Origin of the sequence: Arthrobacter sp. ISL-5 (assembly GCF_018613835.1) — a bacterium.
Taxonomy (GTDB): domain Bacteria; phylum Actinomycetota; class Actinomycetes; order Actinomycetales; family Micrococcaceae; genus Arthrobacter.
Window position 1 is genome coordinate 14861 of sequence record NZ_JAGGPM010000001.1, and the last position, 16332, is coordinate 31192.

Genomic DNA, 16332 nt, shown 5'->3' on the forward strand with positions numbered 1-16332 from the left:
CTGTCCTCCGCGAGACGCCGCGGAGGCCGACGCCGCAGCCGGGTGCCGCTGGTCGGTGCCGCGGACGGCGGCGCCTTGCCGTCGTTTAGCGTTCGGCCCCTCCCCAAACTTCGCAAGCTCAGTTCGGGGCCCGCAGGGCCTCTCTTCCTCCCGCCGGCTCCTTCGGCCGCTAGCGGCCTCACTCGCCTCTGGTCGGCGATGCGCTCCTTAGCAAGCCATCGCCGCCCGCTGGTTTTGAAGGCACTCGCCTTCGGCCTCACTAACCGTTAACAGGAAACGCTCCCGCACATGTTGTGCAGGAGCTTTCTTGTCTTCCAGCAAAAACTGCGAGAGCGTTTCTTGTTTTCCAGCAAGAGCTGCGAGAGCGTTGTCCATTTTTGAGCGAAACGTGAGAGAGCGTTGGCACTCCGGGCGCGCGTCTCGCAAGGCTCGACGACGTCAAGGCGTCGAACCCGCTAGCCGTAGCGGCCGTTTTGCTAAGGAGCGCATCGCCGACCAAAGCTGCATAAGGCCACCCGCGGCCGCATGGAGCGTCGGGAGGAAGGGATGCCCCGAGGGCCCCGAACTGAGCTTGCGAAGTTTGGGAAGGGGCATCCCGCTAAGCGACGGCAAAGCGGCCGCTACGGCGAACGCCACCCCCGGAGGAGACTACTTGGCGGCGCGCTGGCGGGAGACTTCGTAGAGGGAGATGCCGACGGCCATGGAGGCGTTGAGCGACTCCATGGCGGAGTCGATCGGGATGGAGACGATCTGGTCGCAGTTCTCCCGGACGAGGCGGCTGAGGCCCTTGCCCTCGGAACCCACCACGATGCAGACGGGCTCGGTGGCCAGGGTGAGGTCCGGCAGCGAAACGTCGCCGTCGCCGTCGAGCCCCAGGACGAAGATGCCCATGGTCTTGAACTGCTTCAGCGCGTTGTTCAGGTTGGACGCGCGGGCCACGGGCACGCGGACGGCAGCGCCGGCGCTGGTCTTCCAGGCGGCGGCCGTGACACCCACGGAACGGCGTTCCGGGACGATCACGCCGTGGCCGCTGAAGGCCGATACGGAGCGGATGATGGCGCCGAGGTTGCGGGGGTCCGTGATGCCGTCCAGGGCAACGAAGATGGGCGCGTTCGAGACGTGCCCCTTCTTCCACCGGTCGACGGTCTGCTCGGCCAGGTCATAGGCGTCCTGGTATTCATACGGCGGGATCTGCAGCACGAGGCCCTGGTGCACGGCGTCGTCTGTCATCCGGTCAAGTTCCGGCTTGCCGGTTTCCAGCAGCGGAATGCCGCGTTCGGCTGCAAGCTTCAGCGATTCCTTGACGCGGTCGTCCATCTCGATGCGGATCGCCACGTGCAGTGCCTTCGCGGGGATCCCGGCGCGGAGCGCCTCGACGACGGAGTTGCGGCCGGTGACCACTTCTTCAGTGGCGCGGCCCTTGGGGCCCGACCGTGCGCCGGCGCTGCGGCCGCCGCCTGCGCGCTTGGCGTCGGAGCGCTCCGAGAGCTGCTTGTTCTTGTACGCCTTGTGGTATGGGCGATCTTCGGCCTTGGGGGTTGGCCCCTTGCCTTCGAGTGCCTTGCGGCCGTGGCCACCGGTTCCGGTGGTGGGGCCCTTCTTGAGCTTGCGGACTGCGCCCGGGCGACCGTTGTTGGCCATGAGTTCCACCCTTGGTTGTATTGAGTAAGTCTGAACTCCAGTCTACTGACTCAAGTTAAATCGTTGACCGGGGCGGGTCGCTGCCGGGCGATCTAGCCGCGCTGAAGGCTCCAGGTGGCCCCGTCCGCGTTGTCTTCAACCACGACGCCGGCGGCCGACAGGGTGTCCCGGATGGCGTCCGATGCGGCCCAGTCCTTCCGGGCGCGGGCGTCTGCGCGGGCGGCGAGCTGCGCCTCCACGAGAGTTCCGAGGGCGGCGGTGGCCTGATCGTCGACGGCGGGCTGCGCGGCGTCGCTGATGCCCAGGACCCGGAGCATGTCAGTCACGCTGGTCAGTGCCTGCCGTGCCGCCGGGAAGTCACCGGCGGTGAGCGCTGAATTCCCGGCGCGCACAGTGTCGTGCAGCGACGCGAGGGCCTGCGGCACGTTGAGGTCGTCGTCCATGGCGGCCGCGAAGGCGTCCGGCACAGTGCCGTGGCTGCCGAAGAATAGGGAGCCGTCCGTGGAAAGGGCCCGGACCGCGCGTGCGATGAAACCGTCGATGCGTTCGACGGCGGCGGTGGCTTCCTGCAGGGACGTCGGCTGGTAGTCCAGCACCGAGCGGTACTGCGCCTGGCCGAGGTAGTAGCGGACCACGCGGGGCGGGGCGAGTTCCAGCATTTCGGCCGGGCTGACGGTGTTGCCCACGGACTTGGACATTTTCTCGCCCTGGTACGTGACCATGCCGTTGTGCATCCAGAAGTTGGCAAATGCGTGGCCGGCAGCCTGCGACTGGGCCATCTCGTTCTCGTGGTGCGGGAAGCGCAGATCCAGGCCGCCGCCGTGGATGTCGAATTCGGTGCCGAGGTACTTGGTGACCATCGCGGAGCATTCGAGGTGCCAGCCCGGGCGGCCGGCGCCCCACGGCGAAACCCAGCTTGCCGTCGTCGGCTCGCCTTCCTTGTGGCCCTTCCACAGCGCGAAGTCGCGCGGGTCCTTCTTGCCGCGGGGGTCAGCGTCAGTCGCCCCCTGCATGTCGTCGAGCTTCTGCCGCGTCAGCGAACCGTACTTGTTCCAGGAGCGCACGTCGAAGTAGACGTCACCCGAGCCGTCGAGGGCCGGGTAGGCGTGGCCGCGGTCGATCAGCTGCTGGATGAGGGCGTGCATCTCCGGGATGTGGCCGGTGGCGCGTGGCTCGTAGGTGGGCCGGGAGACACCGAGGGTGTCGTAGGCCTTGAGGAATTCCTGTTCGTACCGGTAGGCCAGCGCCCACCATTCCTCTTCCGGGACGGCTCCGGGCTCCTGCTCGAAATCCGGGTGGAAGGACGCCTCGGACTTGGCGAGGATCTTGTCGTCGATGTCGGTCACGTTGCGGACCACCGTGACCCGGAACCCGCGGTATTCGAGCCAGCGTGTCAGCTGGTCGAAGGCAATGGCGGACCGGATGTGCCCCACATGCGGCATCCCCTGCACCGTCGCCCCGCAGTAGTACAGGCTTACCTTGCCGGGTACCAGGGGGACGAAGTCGCGGACTTCGGCGGATGCGGTGTCGTAAAAACGGAGGGTCACCGCTCCAGATTAGCCGATGGCATTTCCGCTTACTTACAGACCTCGCCGATCCTGTTGTTCTGTTCCTTGAGCTCGGCAAGCTGCTCTGCGCTCTTGTCCCCGAGCGAGGTGCCGGCCACCTTCTTCATGACGTCCGCCATCTTCTGGATCGGGTCAGCAAGCTCAGGGGCAACCTTGTCGGCAACTTCCTGGTAGTGCTTCGCGATCTGGTCCGCCTGCTGGACCTGGCTGCCGGTCGGCTTGAAGGTATCGCCCTTGAGGAACGTGCAGCTCTCCTCCACGCTCATCTTGGGGCTTCCGGCGCAGCCTGCGAGGAGCAGCCCTGCGATCACGACGGCGGGAAGCAGCTTTTTCACGACGGGTCTCCTGGTATTGCGGTACTGGTGCTGCTTCCAGCCTAGGCGATTCGGCTACGGGGCCGGGTACACCAGGGCTGTGGCCACTGCCGAAATGCCTTCGCCCCGGCCCGTGAATCCGAGCCCGTCGCTGGTGGTGGCGGTGACGCTCACCGGGGCGCCGGCGGCCGCACTGAGGACCCGCTGCGACTCTTCGCGCCGGGGACCGAACTTGGGGCGGTTGGCCACGAACTGCACGGCGATGTTGCCGATCTCGAAGCCGGCGGCCCGGACGATCCGGGCGGCCTCCGCCAGCAGGGTGACACCCGAGGCGCCCGCCAGCTCCGGGCGGTCAGTGCCGAAGTGGGTGCCGAGGTCCCCGATGCCGCACGCGGAGAACAAGGCGTCGGCGGCAGCGTGGGCCACGGGGTCGCCGTCCGAATGGCCGGCCAGCCCCCGCTCCCCCTCCCAGAATAGGCCTCCCAGCCAGAGCGGCTGCGGCGCGTCTTCAGGAGCGAAGGCATGGACATCAATGCCGATTCCGGTGCGGGGCAGGATCATTTTCACTTCAGTCAGATTCACTGCCTCAGCAGGGTTGTCTGCGCTCATGCCCTCAGCCCTCGACCCAGCGGACGCCCAGGGGACCCTCGAGGAGGCCTTCGGCGATGATCAGGTCCAGCGGCGTGGTGATTTTCAGGGACTGGCTGGCGCCCCGGACGGCGTGCACCGGCACGCCAAGGAGCTCCACCAGCATGGCGTCGTCGGTGACGGCGGCGGCCTCGCGCTCGTCGAACCGGAGCGCGGCCTGGTGCGCCTGCCTGAGGGTCTCAAGGTTGAAGCCCTGCGGCGTCTGAACTGCCCGCAGCTCCTCCCGCGGGGCCGTTCCGGTGACGAGTTCAGGGGCGATGTCCGAGTCGCGGCCCTGGGTGGCGGCGACCGTCTTGACCGTGTCCACCACGGGAATGACCGGGATGACGGCCGATGCCCCGGCGGCCAGGGCCTGGGCCACGCGGTGGAAGACTGACTCGGGCGTCAGGGCGCGGGCCGCATCGTGCACGAGCACCGCCTCGGTGCCGTCCTCGAGGGCAGCCAGCGCGGACCGGACGGAATCCGCCCTGGTGGCTCCGCCGTCGACCGTGGTCAGGAGCGGGCCGCCGTCAACGAGCTCCACCCGGAAGTCTTCGCACAGCTGCCGCAGCCGGTCATCGCCGGCAGGCAGCGCGACGCATACCTGGCTCGCTACCCCGGAGGCCACAATGCCGCGGAGCGCATGCAGGAGGATGGGTTCGCCGCCGAGCGGAACAGCGGCCTTGGGCATGCCGTAGCCGAGCCGCTGCCCGGATCCTGCCGCCACCAGGATCACGGCGGTGACGGGGCGCGTAGGTGCATTGTTCATGCCGTCTAGCCTACGTCCCGGCCACCCGGCCCAGGCCAATTACGCGCACTCAGGCCCAACTGGGTAGCAGCACACGCCGTTTTGGGCGCCCATAACGGCGTCTGCTGCTACCCAGTTGGGCATTCTGGGCAAAAAAGAAACCCCGGTGGCTCGGTGCCACCGGGGTTCAATTCTTAGGAAGCCAAGACCTCGTCGAGAACGCTTGCTGCCTTCTCTTCGTCGGTCTTTTCAGCCAAAGCCAATTCTGAGATCAGAATCTGCCGGGCCTTGGCCAGCATTCGCTTCTCGCCTGCGGAAAGGCCCCGGTCGTGATCCCGGCGCCACAGGTCGCGGACGACCTCTGCTACCTTGATGACGTCACCGGAAGCAAGCTTCTCCAGATTTGCCTTGTAACGACGTGACCAGTTGGTGGGCTCCTCAGTGAACTCGGCACGGAGCACGTCAAATACGTGCTCCAAGCCTTCTTTGCCCACTACGTCGCGAACCCCAACAAGGTCAACGTTCTCTGCTGGAACTTCAATGGTCAGATCACCCTGAGCCACCTTGAGCTTGAGATACATCTTCTCTTCGCCCTTGACAGTGCGCATCTTGATTTCTTCAATTTTTGCTGCACCGTGGTGAGGGTAAACTACTGTCTCGCCGACCTCAAAAACCATGTGGACTTTCCCCTTTCCCGCAGACCAGTTTATCACGATTAAGGCATATGACTGGCACGGATCCGGGTCAGGAACCGCGTAAATCCGCGGAAAATGGGCTGAATCAGCCGCCCAAACCCCTTGACGAACGCGGATAATAGTGCATTCGCGACCCGCCGACAAGCGTTACGCGCGGGTAGTCAGAGCCTCCTCGCGCGGCCCAACCAAGGTGCCGAAACGGGCAGGTATGTGTACCGGCCGAATCCTTGTTTGGGTCCGTTTGCCGATAGGCTATGCCTGAAAACTGTTTCAAGACTTTTCAAGGAGTGCGTGACGTGCGTTTCACTGCGATGAACCGGGGCCAGCGCGGCAAGTTGGCAATGGCGGCTGCCGCCCTGAGCGTCGGCCTGCTGGCCCTGACAGGCTGCGGCTACGTCAACGCCCAGCAGACCTCTCACCAGTACGCTGCCTCCGACGGCACCCGCTCCGACGTGGGGCCGGTGCAGCTGCGCAACATGCTCATCGTCTCCACGGGTGAAAACGAACCCGGCCGGGTGATCGGCGCCGTCTACAACTCGTCCTCCAAGGACGTCAAGGTGACGCTCAAGGGTGCGGAGGGTTCCCAGACCGAGGTTTCGGTGAAGAAGAACTCCTACACGCTGCTGAACGACTCTACGGATGCCGCGACGCTGAGCACGGCAGGCGGCAAGCCCGGAACCCTCGTGGACGTCCAAGTCACCGAAGACGGAACGAACGTCAACAAGACCGTCAAGCTGCCGGTGGTTGACGGAACCCTGAAGGAATACCAAAAGTACCTTCCCGCTGGCAGCACGCCCACCGAAACTCCGACGCCTAGCGAGACTGCAACGCATGGCGAAAGCACCCCGGCCCCCAGCGAAGGCCACTGACGCAGACTGACGGGCTGCCGCACAGCTGAATGACAGAGAAGGAGGGGCTCCCGTCCGGGAGCCCCTCCTTCTCTGGTATTTCTGCGCTTACGGCTCGAACTTGTAGCCCAGCCCGCGGACGGTGACCAGGAACCGCGGCAGCGACGGATCGGGTTCAATCTTGCTGCGGAGCCGCTTGACGTGCACGTCCAGGGTCTTGGTGTCGCCGACGTAGTCGGACCCCCACACGCGGTCAATCAGCTGGCCCCGGGTCAGCACCCTGCCGGAATTCCGCAGCAGCATCTCCAGCAGTTCAAATTCCTTCAGCGGCAGGGACACCTGCTCGCCGTCGACGCTCACAACGTGGCGTTCGATGTCCATCCGCACCGGCCCGGCGTGGACCGTGGAGGAAACGAGTTCTTCCGGTTCGCCCTGGCGCCGGAGCACCGCGCGGACCCGCGCCACGAGTTCCCGGGAGGAGTAGGGCTTGGTGACGTAGTCGTCGGCGCCCAGTTCGAGCCCCACCACCTTGTCGATCTCTGAGTCCTTGGCGGTCAGCATGATCACCGGGACGCTGGAGCGCTGCCGAAGCTGCCGGCAGACTTCCGTACCGGACAGTCCCGGCAGCTGCAGGTCCAGGAGCACGAGGTCAGCGCCGTTGCGGTCGAATTCCTTAATGGCGTCCAGGCCGTTGTCCACAACCTCGACCTCGAACCCCTCCTTGCCCAGCAGATAGGACAGCGGATCGCTGAACGATTCCTCATCCTCAACAATAAGAATCCTGCTCAAGCGTTAGCTCCTCGTTCGTGGACGCCGGCGGCGTCGCGTGGTTCCCTGACGTTTTGGGGTTGGCTGCCGTCTGGCAACTTGGCGTGACCGGACGACTTGGCGTCGCGCGTCTGCCCTGCGGAGGAACGCGGCCGGGGCGGACGGGCCTCGGGGGCGGAGTCGGTGTCCTGCCCCTCCAGCTCCGGCAGGCGGAGCGTGAAGGTGGAGCCCTGGCCGGGCTGTGACCACAGGGTGACTTCGCCGCCGTGGTTGGAAATGACATGCTTGACGATGCTCAGTCCCAGCCCGGTTCCGCCGGTGTGCCGCGACCGCGCCGCATCCACGCGGTAGAAGCGTTCGAATACCCGCTCCTGGTCCTCGGGCGACATGCCCTCGCCCTGATCGGTGACCGAAACCGAAATCAGGCCTTCCTTGGAGCGTACGCCGATGCCCACCCGAGTGTTCTCCGGCGAATAGCGGATGGCGTTGTCGATCAGGTTGCGCAGGGCCGTCACAAGGAGGTCCTGGTCGCCGTAGACCTTGGCTTCAACCCGGCCGCCGATGACGATCTGGATGTTCTTGCTCTCGGCCGGGAGCTGTGAGCGGTCCACCGCTTCGGAGATGACGTCGTTGATGTCCACGGCATGACCCCGCTGCGCCACATTCGCCCCCTGGAGACGGGACAGTTCAATGATGTCCTGCACGAGTGCCGCCAGCCGGGCGGATTCCTTATGCATGCGCTTGGCGAAACGGCGGACGGCTTCTTCGTCGTCCGCCGAGGATTCGAGTGCCTCCGCCAGGAGCGAGATGGCCCCCACAGGGGTCTTCAGCTCATGCGAAACGTTGGCCACGAAGTCGTTGCGGATCTCTTCGGTGCGCGTGATCTCGGTCCGGTCATTGGCCAGCAGCAGGATGTATTCTTCGCCCAGCATGGCTGCCCGCACCTGCACGACGATGGTTCCCTGGCCGAGCGGGCCCCGCGGGAGCTCGAGCTGCTTCTCCAGGATGACGCCGTCGCGGCGCACATTGGCCGTCATGTCCAGAAGCTCCCGGTGCACAACAGTATGGCCGCGCACCAGACCGTAGGCATAGGCGGCAGGGCTGGCGCGGACCACGCCGTCGATGGCGTCCACCACAACAAACGCCTGCCCGACGACGGCAAGCACCTCAGCGGATCCCGGCGGCAGGGCAGGCTCGTCATATTCGACGTCCACGAGTTTCCGCTGCTGCTCGCTGACCCTGAACGCGAGCACGCCAAAGACGCCGAACGACAGGCCGAGTAGGCCGGCGATGACACCTATGAGCATTGGATCCACGGCTCCAGCTTATGCTTCCGTGAAGCCCGAATAGTCGATCTGCGGCCAAGAGGGTGCGGATTCAGCTAACGTTCATCTAGAGGTGCGTAACAGTTCACCGGACACTGGAATAGTGACCAGTTGGACTGCCGGAACGGTGACACGAAATTCTGACCGCCGCGGCGGGGCGGAGTTTCCAAGGAAAGGACGCCTACGTGCGTAAGGTTTTTCAGGAGGAGCTCGCCCAGGTGGGCGAAGACCTCATCGAAATTTCAAAGCTTGTCAGCGAAGCGATCGTCAAAGCAACGAATTCCTTCGAGGTCGCCGACGTCGATCTGGCGCAGGATGTCATCGCGGCCGACGCACGCATCGACTTCCTGCAGAACAGCCTCGACGAGCGCGCCATCGACATCCTCGCCCTCCAGGGCCCTGTCGCCAGCGACCTGCGCATGATCGTGGGTTCGCTCCGCATGAGCGCATCGCTTGAGCGCATGGGCGACCTTGCCCGCCATATCGCCCAGCTGGCGCGCCTCCGCTTCCCCTCCACGGTCATCCCGGCGTCCCTCACGGAAACGTTCAAGTGCTTCGCGGAGCAGGACATCCAGATTGCCAACAAGCTCACGGAACTGCTCGAGACCCGTGACCTCGAAGTTGCCCGCGACATCATGAAGGCCAACTCCGTGGTGAACGACCTTCACCTCAGCGTCTTCAAGGCGATCGCCCGCAGCGACTGGCAGGAATCACCGGCCACCACCGTGGATGTGGCCCTCGCCAGCCGCTACTTCGAGCGCTTTGCAGACCACGGCGTCTCCGTTGCCCAGAAGGTCACGTACCTCGTGACGGGTGCCTGGCACCCGAACAGCATCGAGCACGGCTAAGGGCTCCCGCGCCTCTTAAAGCAGCGAACGACGGCGGCCGGTCACCTCAGGTGACCGGCCGCCGTCGTCGTCTCGAAAGCTCTACTTCTTGCCCTGGTTGGCCACGGCCTGGATGGCCTCCGCGGCGGCCTCGGGATCGAGGTAGGTGCCGCCCGGGTTGATGGGCTGGAAGTCCTCGTCCAGGTCGTACACGAGCGGGATGCCCGTGGGGATGTTCAGGCCGGCGATGGCTTCGTCGCTGATGCCGTCCAGGTGCTTGACCAGGGCGCGCAGCGAGTTGCCGTGGGCCGTGACCAGGACGGTCTTGCCGGCCTTGAGGTCTTCCTTGATGTCCGATTCCCAGTACGGCATCAGGCGGATCAGGACGTCCTTCAGGCACTCGGTGCGCGGGAGGGCGTCGCCCAGGTCCGCGTAACGGGGATCGCGCGCCTGGGAGAACTCGCTGTTGTCGTCCAGGGGCGGCGGCGGGGTGTCGTAGGACCGGCGCCACAGCATGAACTGCTCCTCGCCGAATTCGGCGAGGGTCTGTGCCTTGTCCTTGCCCTGCAGGGCGCCGTAGTGGCGTTCGTTCAGGCGCCAGTCGCGCTTAACGGGGATCCAGCCGCGGTCGGCCTTGTCCAGGGAGATGTTGGCCGTGTTGATGGCCCGCTTCAGGACCGAAGTGTAGAGGATATCCGGGAGCACGTTGTGCTCAACCAGAAGCTCTCCGCCGCGAATTGCCTCCTGGCGGCCCTGCTCGTTCAGGTCAACGTCCACCCAGCCGGTGAAGAGGTTTTTGGCGTTCCAGTCGCTGTGGCCGTGGCGCAGCAGAATCAACTTGTAAGTCATGATTTTCATCCTAGCCGAGCAGGACCTGCCAGCGCCGAGCGTTACATTCCGCCACCCCTTAGCCGCTCGGTAGCCGCTCCTGCGCGGAGGTGGGACGGCCGGAAGGCGGCCCCGAGTTGGGTAGGCTGGGGCGGTGGTGCAGAAAGCAGAGCGGGTGGCGGCGAACCGTAGCAACCGGGGAAAGCCAGTCGGCAACGTAACCCGCGGCACCACGAATCCCAACCGAATGCGCAGGCTGGACCGCTGGCTGGCAGGGCCGCAGGCCTGGCGGCTCCGGGCGTCGGCCAACCCGCTGGTCATCGATCTCGGCTACGGCGCCTCCCCGGCCACCGCCGTCGAGCTCTTTGAACGGCTCGGTGCCGTCCGCGCGGATGTGCGCGTCTGCGGGATCGAAATCGAGCCGGAACGCGTACGCGCGGCGAAGGCCCTCGAGCGCCCCGGACTGAGCTTCCTGACCGGCGGGTTCGAGCTCCCGGTGCAGGGGCAGCCCGTCCTGGTCCGCGCGTTCAACGTGCTGCGGCAGTACGAGGAAGCGGATGTCCACGGCATCTGGCAGCTGGTGCAGGAACGGCTGGCGCCTGGCGGACTGTTCATCGACGGAACATGCGACGAGATCGGCCGCCGGGTCACGTGGATTGCGCTCGATGCCGAGCGCCCGGTCAGCCTGAGCATGTCCGTGCGGTTCGGCAGTTTCGACCTGCCCTCCGACATCGCCGAACGGCTGCCCAAGGCGCTCATCCACCGGAATGTTCCCGGCGAACGGATCCACGGACTGCTGCAGGCCATGGACCGGGCGTGGCTGGAATCGGCGCCGTTTGCGTCGTTCGGAAACCGGCAGCGGTGGACGGCCATGTGCCGGGCACTGCTCGACGGCGGATGGCCGGTCCACGACGGGCCGGCGCGGTGGCGCCTCGGGGAACTTACGGTCGGCTGGGAAGCCGTGGCGCCGGACTAAGGGTCCGGGGACAAGCTCAACCGGCGGACGGCGTGCTGGGCCCACGCCGGCAGGGTTCCCTGAGCGAGCTTGCGAGCTTAGGGTGCCGGTGGGGACTACCAGGGGCCGTAGGGGCCTATGTTGCGGCTGCCGCCGCGGCCGGCGTCCTTCACTGCAGGGCGAACGTCCGCCAGGTACACGGAGGCCGCCACTACCGCGGCCAGGCCAAACAGGCCGAGGGGCCCGATCAGGCCGCCTCCCCCGCCGCCCAGCACGGACAGCGCGCCGACAGCCAAACTGCCGCCCGTCAGCGCCAGCCAGAACGTCTTGGTCCTTTTGCCTACAGCCTCAAACGCGTTGGCCCTGTGACGGACGCAGTCGAAGAAGGCCCACACTTCAAGGGCCAGCGCCACCAGCCCCAGGATGTAGTAAACCGCGTTCTCCACATAAAAGATCAGTACTCTTCCGTCCACCAACCCAGCCTAACTGTCCAAACCGTCCAATGCCTGCTGCAAATCGGCCCAAAGGTCCTCGACGTTTTCGATTCCGACGCTCAACCGGACCAGATTCTCAGGAACGCTGACCGGCTCAGCCGCGTGCCGGCGTCGTCGTTCAATCAGTGATTCCACGCCGCCGAGTGAGGTTGCGGGCAGCCACAGCTGCAGGGCGCGGACCAGCTTGTCCGCGGTGTCGGCGCTGCTGAGCCCTCCGGCCGGGGCGATCTGGATGCAGACGATGGAGCCGAAGCCCGTCATCTGCGACTTCGCCCGGTCGTGTCCCGGGTCCGAGGTCAGGCCCGGATACCGGATGCTCTCGACGGCCGGGTGGGCGCTCAGCCTCTCGGCGAGCACCGCGGCGGAGGCCTGCGAGCGCTCAATCCGCAGCGCGAGCGTCCGCAGACCGCGCAGCGCCAGCCAGGCTTCGAAGGGACCGGCGATGCCGCCGTGGATGATGCGGTGGTGGAGCAGGGTTTCCCGCAGTTCGGCATTCGATGTCACCAGGGCGCCCAGCACGACGTCGGAGTGGCCCGCCAGGTATTTGGTCACCGAGTGAAGGACGACGTCGGACCCCAGTTTGAGGGGCTGCTGCACCAGCGGTGTGGAAAAGGTGTTGTCCGTGACGACGATCGCGCCGGCGTCGTGGGCCGCCTGGGTGAGCGCCCGGATGTCGGCGATCCCGAGCATGGGGTTGGTGGGGCTCTCGAGCCACAGCATGTCAGCGGGTTTGCCCTCCTTGGGCGCAATCTGGGCCCGGACGGCGTCGGTATCCGCGATGTCCACCGTGCGGAGCTCCAGGAAGCCCTTCTCAGCCAGTTCGGCAGCCATCACCAAGGAACCGGAGTAGCTGTGGGACGGCATCACCAGCACACCGCCGGCGGGGATGAGCGAGAGGGCGGAACTGACCGCCGCCAGGCCGGAGGCGTACAGGAGGCCGGGAAGCGAGGCGCCTTCGAGCTGGCCGAGTGCCTCCTCGAAGGGGTCCCAGGTGGGGTTCGAGTAGCGGCCGTAGCCGCGGTCGCCGTCGGCAAGGGCCCCGGTCCCGAAGTACGTGGAGGACAGCACGATGGGCGGGTTGACAGGCTCGTCCCGTTCGCGGGGAGGACGGCCGGCGGCCACAACCACCGTTTCCGCCGAAAGGGACGCGGCATGCTGTTCGGAAAGGCTCATGGTCAAAGCGTACGTTGGCCGCCTGCGGGGTGGAAAAGCGGTTACGGCGGGCCTTTCCTGTCGGTGATTATCGGTAGGCTGGACAAGTGAATACGCAGAGTCCCGGACTTTTCATCGCCTTCGAAGGCGGTGACGGCGCCGGCAAGTCAACGCAGGCCGCCCGGCTGGCCGGATCACTCGAATCGCTGGGCCTGACCGTGCTGCGGACCAGGGAACCGGGCGGAACGCCGATCGGTGAAAAGCTGCGCTCCCTCGTGCTGGATCACGGCCATGGCCACATCGACGCCCACACGGAAGCCCTGATCTTCGCCGCCTCCCGCGCCGCCCACGCCAGCCAGATCATCAGGCCTGCCCTGGAGCGCGGCGAAGTGGTGCTGACGGACCGCTACATCGACTCCTCCGTGGCTTACCAGGGCGCAGGGCGGGACCTCGGTACGGACGCCGTGCGGAGCATCAACGAGTGGGCCACCTCCGGGCTGCAGCCGGACCTCACGGTGCTGCTGGACGTCCACCCGGCAGACGGCCGCAGCCGCCGCACGGCCGGCGACGCCGCGGAGGACCGCCTGGAATCGGAGGCTGACGAGTTCCATGCCCGGATCCGGCAGGCCTTCCTGGATCTCGCCGCCGCCCGCCCGGAGAACTACCTTGTGCTCGAGGCACGGCTGCCCGTCGAGGAGCTCGCGGCCATCATCCTGGACCGCGTCGAGAAACTGCTGGCCGCCTCCGGCAGGAGCCTGGGATGACAGTCTGGGACGACCTCCAGGGCCAGCCGGCCGTCGTCGCCCAGCTGCGGCAGGCCGCCATGGGTGAAGGGCCCACCCACGCGTGGCTGTTCACCGGACCGCCCGGCTCGGGCCGTTCGAATGCCGCCAAAGCCTTCGCCGCCGCATTGAACTGCGACCAGGACGACGTCTCCCTCCGCGGCTGCGGCGAGTGCCCGGCGTGCCTGACCATCCTCGGAGAGACCCACGCCGACGTCGCATTCGTGCGCACCGAAAAGGTGACCATCACCATCGAGGAGGCGCGCGAGCTCGTTTCCACCGCAGGCAACCGGCCGTCGTCGGGGCGCTGGCGGATCATCGTGGTCGAGGACGCCGACCGCATGGCCGAGCGCACCACCAACGTGCTGCTAAAGGCGATCGAGGAACCCACGCCGCGCACCATCTGGATGCTGTGCGCGCCCTCCCGGGCCGACGTCCTCGTAACCATCCGGTCAAGGTGCCGGGCAGTGGCCCTGCGGCTCCCGCCCGCCGCTGACGTGGCGGCCCTCCTGGTCAAGCGCGACGGCGTGGATCCCGCGCTGGCCGAACGCGCGGCCCGCGCCGCACAGAGCCATGTGGGAATCGCCCGCCGCCTGGCCCGCGACGCCCAAGCCCGGGAACGGCGGCTTGAAACCGTCCGGTTCCCGCTCGGCCTCCGGGGCATTACGGCCGCCGTCATGATGGCTGATAAACTGGTGAAGATCGCCACCGAGGAGGCCAACAGCTCCAATGAGGAGCGTGACGCCGCCGAGAAAGCCGCGCTGCTTGCCACGCTGGGTGCCCCCGAGACCGGAACCCTGCCGCCTGCCATGCGCAGCCAGGTGAAGCAGCTTGAGGACGACCAGAAGCGGCGTGCAAAACGCTCCGTCACGGACTCCTTGGACCGGACGCTCACTGATCTTCTGTCGTTCTACCGGGACGTTCTGATCATCCAGCTGGGGAACGCCGTGGATTTGGTGAACGTTGAGCTGAGAGGCGAGCTGGAGGAATTTGCCGGCAGGTCAAGCCCCGAGGTGACCCTTGCAAGGATGGATGCCATCAACAAGGCCCGCAAACGCATCACCACTACGAACGTCGCGCCGCTGCTGACCATCGAGTCAATGGCCGCCAGCCTGATCTAGCCGCACCACCGCCCGCCCTGTCCCACGATGCCTGACGCCGCCGCCCACAAGGAGAACCGCATGATGCCTGCACCGCCCCTGTCCGCGCGAGCCCGATCCCTCGTGACCGGGCTGCGGACCGTCGGCGCCATGGCCCTGGTCATGCTGCTGGCATCGTGCAGTTTGCTGGGGCAGTCCAAGGACGACTCGTCGCAGGGCAACTCCACCGGCCAGGCGGACCCGTCCATCGCGGCGGCGGCCCCGGAGGGACTGAAGGACTTCTACTCCCAGAATGTGGTCTGGGAGCCCTGCGAGGACAAGCTTCAGTGCGCCAAGATCAAGGTCCCGCTCGACTACGCCAAGCCCGACGGCAAGACGATCGAAATCTCCGCCCTGAAAATGTCCAGCACGGGCGGCAAGAAGCAGGGCAGCCTGCTCGTCAACCCCGGCGGCCCGGGCGCTTCCGGCTACGACTTCGTCCGGGATGCCGGCGCGAGCCACTTCTCCGAGAAGGTGCGTTCCAACTACGACCTCGTGGGCTTCGACCCCCGCGGCGTCAAGCGTTCGGCTCCCGTCACGTGCCTGACGGACAAGGAACGCGACGAAGCCCGCGCCAAGGTCTACACGCCGGAAACCGACGCCGGACTGGCAACCCTCCTCGCCGACAACAAGGCTGTGGCGGCCAAGTGTGCCGCGGGAACGGGGCCGGTGCTCGGGCACATCGACACCGTCAGCTCGGCCAAGGACCTGGACGTCCTGCGCGCCGTGCTCAACGACTCCAAGCTGAACTACATCGGGTTCTCCTACGGGACGTTCCTCGGCTCCACCTACGCTTCACTGTTCCCCGACAACGTGGGACGCATGGTCCTCGACGGCGCCTTGGACCCCTCGCTCAGCGCCGAGGAGCTCACCAGCGGCCAGGCGAAGGCCTTCGACAAGACGCTCCACGCCTACGTCGCCCACTGCCTTGGGGAGAACGGCTGCCCCCTGAGCGGCACCGTTGAGGACGGAATCCAGCAGATCCGCGACGTCATCGAGTCCGTGATACAGACTCCCCGCACTGCCAAGGACGGCCGGGTGGTGGGCGGCAACACCTTCGTCAGCGGTCTCATTACTCCGCTGTACGGCAATGAAAGCTGGCCGGCCTTGACCCAGGCGCTGGACGCGGCCATGAAGGGTGACGTGAGCCCCATGCTTCGGCTGGCCGATCTCGGCGCGGACCGCGGCCCCAACGGCAAATACACGTCAAACACCGCCTATGCCTTCAGCGCGATCAACTGCCTGGATTACCCCACCACCAGCGATCCGGCGGCCATGCGGGCCGAAGAGCAGCAGTTGCGCGAAGTCTCCCCCACGTTGGGCTACTTCTTCGCCTACGGCGGAGCGAACTGCGCGGACTGGCCGTACAAGAACACCCGCACGCCTGCCGCCGTCGATTACACCGGCTCCGCGCCAATCGTCGTGGTGGGCACCACCGGCGACCCTGCCACGCCGGTGGAATGGGCCAGCGCCCTGCGCAAGCAGCTTGGCAACGCCTCGCTGCTGACCTGGAAGGGCCAGGGCCATACGGCCTACGGCCGGTCCAACAACTGCATCGGCGACGCCGTGGACAAGTACCTCGTGGACGGCAAGGAACCGGCGGACAACACCGTCTGCTGAC

At 66.4% G+C, this 16332-nt stretch carries 18 protein-coding genes; 6 read left to right on the forward strand and 12 right to left on the reverse strand.

Features of this window, described 5'->3' with window-relative positions; all coding sequences use genetic code 11:
- Nucleotides 1-207: 207 nt before the first annotated feature.
- The 7 genes from J7I89_RS00045 to J7I89_RS00075 all read right to left on the reverse strand — a co-directional run bounded on the left by J7I89_RS00045 (nucleotide 208) and on the right by J7I89_RS00075 (nucleotide 5575).
- Nucleotides 208-375, reverse strand: a complete 168-nt coding sequence (locus J7I89_RS00045; protein ID WP_214966369.1) for a hypothetical protein — start codon at nucleotides 373-375, stop codon at nucleotides 208-210.
- A gap of 273 nt (nucleotides 376-648) precedes the next feature.
- Nucleotides 649-1641 carry a 23S rRNA (guanosine(2251)-2'-O)-methyltransferase RlmB gene (gene rlmB / locus J7I89_RS00050; protein ID WP_214966370.1) on the reverse strand — a complete coding sequence of 331 codons (993 nt, stop codon included), beginning with the start codon at nucleotides 1639-1641 and terminating at the stop codon, nucleotides 649-651.
- 92 nt (nucleotides 1642-1733) lie between these two features.
- A complete protein-coding gene (gene cysS / locus J7I89_RS00055) occupies nucleotides 1734-3188 on the reverse strand; it encodes a cysteine--tRNA ligase (RefSeq protein ID WP_214966371.1) in 1455 nt (484 codons plus the stop codon).
- Between the two features lie 29 nt (nucleotides 3189-3217).
- Nucleotides 3218-3544: a hypothetical protein gene (locus J7I89_RS00060; RefSeq protein ID WP_214966372.1), complete on the reverse strand. Its 327-nt coding sequence runs from the start codon at nucleotides 3542-3544 to the stop codon at nucleotides 3218-3220.
- 54 nt (nucleotides 3545-3598) lie between these two features.
- Nucleotides 3599-4084, reverse strand: a complete 486-nt coding sequence (gene ispF, locus J7I89_RS00065; RefSeq protein WP_214966518.1) for a 2-C-methyl-D-erythritol 2,4-cyclodiphosphate synthase — start codon at nucleotides 4082-4084, stop codon at nucleotides 3599-3601.
- Between the two features lie 52 nt (nucleotides 4085-4136).
- Entirely contained in the window at nucleotides 4137-4919 is a 783-nt protein-coding gene (ispD, locus tag J7I89_RS00070) for a 2-C-methyl-D-erythritol 4-phosphate cytidylyltransferase (RefSeq protein WP_214966373.1), read from the reverse strand.
- A gap of 173 nt (nucleotides 4920-5092) precedes the next feature.
- On the reverse strand, nucleotides 5093-5575 hold the full coding sequence (locus J7I89_RS00075) for a CarD family transcriptional regulator (RefSeq protein WP_026266570.1): 483 nt from the start codon (nucleotides 5573-5575) through the stop codon (nucleotides 5093-5095).
- 329 nt (nucleotides 5576-5904) lie between these two features.
- Between J7I89_RS00075 and J7I89_RS00080 the strand changes: the two genes are divergently transcribed.
- Complete coding sequence (locus J7I89_RS00080; protein ID WP_214966519.1) at nucleotides 5905-6462, forward strand: hypothetical protein; 558 nt, start codon at nucleotides 5905-5907, stop codon at nucleotides 6460-6462.
- 87 nt (nucleotides 6463-6549) lie between these two features.
- On the opposite strand, the gene J7I89_RS00085 is transcribed toward J7I89_RS00080, so the two are convergent.
- Entirely contained in the window at nucleotides 6550-7230 is a 681-nt protein-coding gene (locus J7I89_RS00085) for a response regulator transcription factor (RefSeq protein WP_214966374.1), read from the reverse strand.
- Nucleotides 7227-8516 (reverse strand): cell wall metabolism sensor histidine kinase WalK, encoded by a 1290-nt coding sequence (locus J7I89_RS00090; protein WP_214966520.1) that lies wholly within the window; start codon nucleotides 8514-8516, stop codon nucleotides 7227-7229. The genes J7I89_RS00085 and J7I89_RS00090 overlap by 4 nt, the downstream gene beginning before the upstream one ends.
- A gap of 203 nt (nucleotides 8517-8719) precedes the next feature.
- On the opposite strand from J7I89_RS00090, the gene phoU reads away from it, so the two are divergent.
- Nucleotides 8720-9382 (forward strand): phosphate signaling complex protein PhoU, encoded by a 663-nt coding sequence (phoU, locus tag J7I89_RS00095; RefSeq protein ID WP_214966375.1) that lies wholly within the window; start codon nucleotides 8720-8722, stop codon nucleotides 9380-9382.
- Between the two features lie 81 nt (nucleotides 9383-9463).
- Here phoU and J7I89_RS00100 read toward each other — a convergent pair whose 3' ends face one another.
- Nucleotides 9464-10210 carry a phosphoglyceromutase gene (locus J7I89_RS00100; protein WP_214966376.1) on the reverse strand — a complete coding sequence of 249 codons (747 nt, stop codon included), beginning with the start codon at nucleotides 10208-10210 and terminating at the stop codon, nucleotides 9464-9466.
- A 133-nt stretch (nucleotides 10211-10343) separates the two neighbouring features.
- Here J7I89_RS00100 and J7I89_RS00105 point away from each other — a divergent pair, with 133 nt between their 5' ends.
- Nucleotides 10344-11165, forward strand: a complete 822-nt coding sequence (locus J7I89_RS00105; RefSeq protein WP_214966377.1) for a class I SAM-dependent methyltransferase — start codon at nucleotides 10344-10346, stop codon at nucleotides 11163-11165.
- 95 nt (nucleotides 11166-11260) lie between these two features.
- On the opposite strand, the gene J7I89_RS00110 is transcribed toward J7I89_RS00105, so the two are convergent.
- Together J7I89_RS00110 and J7I89_RS00115 are read right to left on the reverse strand one after the other, a co-directional pair.
- Nucleotides 11261-11617, reverse strand: coding sequence for a DUF2516 family protein (locus J7I89_RS00110; protein WP_214966378.1), 357 nt, complete (start codon nucleotides 11615-11617; stop codon nucleotides 11261-11263).
- 9 nt (nucleotides 11618-11626) lie between these two features.
- Entirely contained in the window at nucleotides 11627-12811 is a 1185-nt protein-coding gene (locus J7I89_RS00115) for a PLP-dependent aspartate aminotransferase family protein (RefSeq protein ID WP_214966379.1), read from the reverse strand.
- An 86-nt stretch (nucleotides 12812-12897) separates the two neighbouring features.
- On the opposite strand from J7I89_RS00115, the gene tmk reads away from it, so the two are divergent.
- The 3 genes from tmk (at nucleotide 12898) to J7I89_RS00130 (ending at nucleotide 16331) form a co-directional block, all read left to right on the forward strand.
- Nucleotides 12898-13554: a dTMP kinase gene (gene tmk, locus J7I89_RS00120; RefSeq protein WP_214966380.1), complete on the forward strand. Its 657-nt coding sequence runs from the start codon at nucleotides 12898-12900 to the stop codon at nucleotides 13552-13554.
- Nucleotides 13551-14693, forward strand: a complete 1143-nt coding sequence (locus tag J7I89_RS00125; RefSeq protein WP_214966381.1) for a DNA polymerase III subunit delta' — start codon at nucleotides 13551-13553, stop codon at nucleotides 14691-14693. The genes tmk and J7I89_RS00125 overlap by 4 nt, the downstream gene beginning before the upstream one ends.
- Before the next feature lie 63 nt (nucleotides 14694-14756).
- Nucleotides 14757-16331, forward strand: coding sequence for an alpha/beta hydrolase (locus tag J7I89_RS00130; protein WP_214966521.1), 1575 nt, complete (start codon nucleotides 14757-14759; stop codon nucleotides 16329-16331).
- Nucleotide 16332 lies beyond the last annotated feature (1 nt).